The following is a 244-nucleotide window of genomic DNA, read 5'->3' on the forward strand; positions in this document are numbered from 1 at the left end:
AAGTGCGACGTAGTCGCAACAGTTGGGAAGCTGTGCCATAGAGGGTGAGAGCCCCGTAGACGAAACGTCACACTCTCTGTTCAGGATCCTGAGTACGGCGGGACACGTGAAACCCCGTTGGAACCAGCGAGGACCATCTCGCAAGGCTAAATACTCCCTAGTGACCGATAGTGAACCAGTACCGTGAGGGAAAGGTGAAAAGCACCCCGGAAGGGGAGTGAAATAGTTCCTGAAACCATGTGCC

General features: G+C 54.5%; 1 rRNA gene. It reads left to right on the forward strand.

The features are described 5' to 3' along the window. A 23S ribosomal RNA gene (locus H5S41_RS00075) occupies positions 1 to 244 on the forward strand; the annotation flags it as partial.

Origin of the sequence: Limosilactobacillus albertensis (genome assembly GCF_014145555.1) — a bacterium.
In the GTDB taxonomy this organism is placed as follows: Bacteria; Bacillota; Bacilli; order Lactobacillales; family Lactobacillaceae; genus Limosilactobacillus; species Limosilactobacillus albertensis.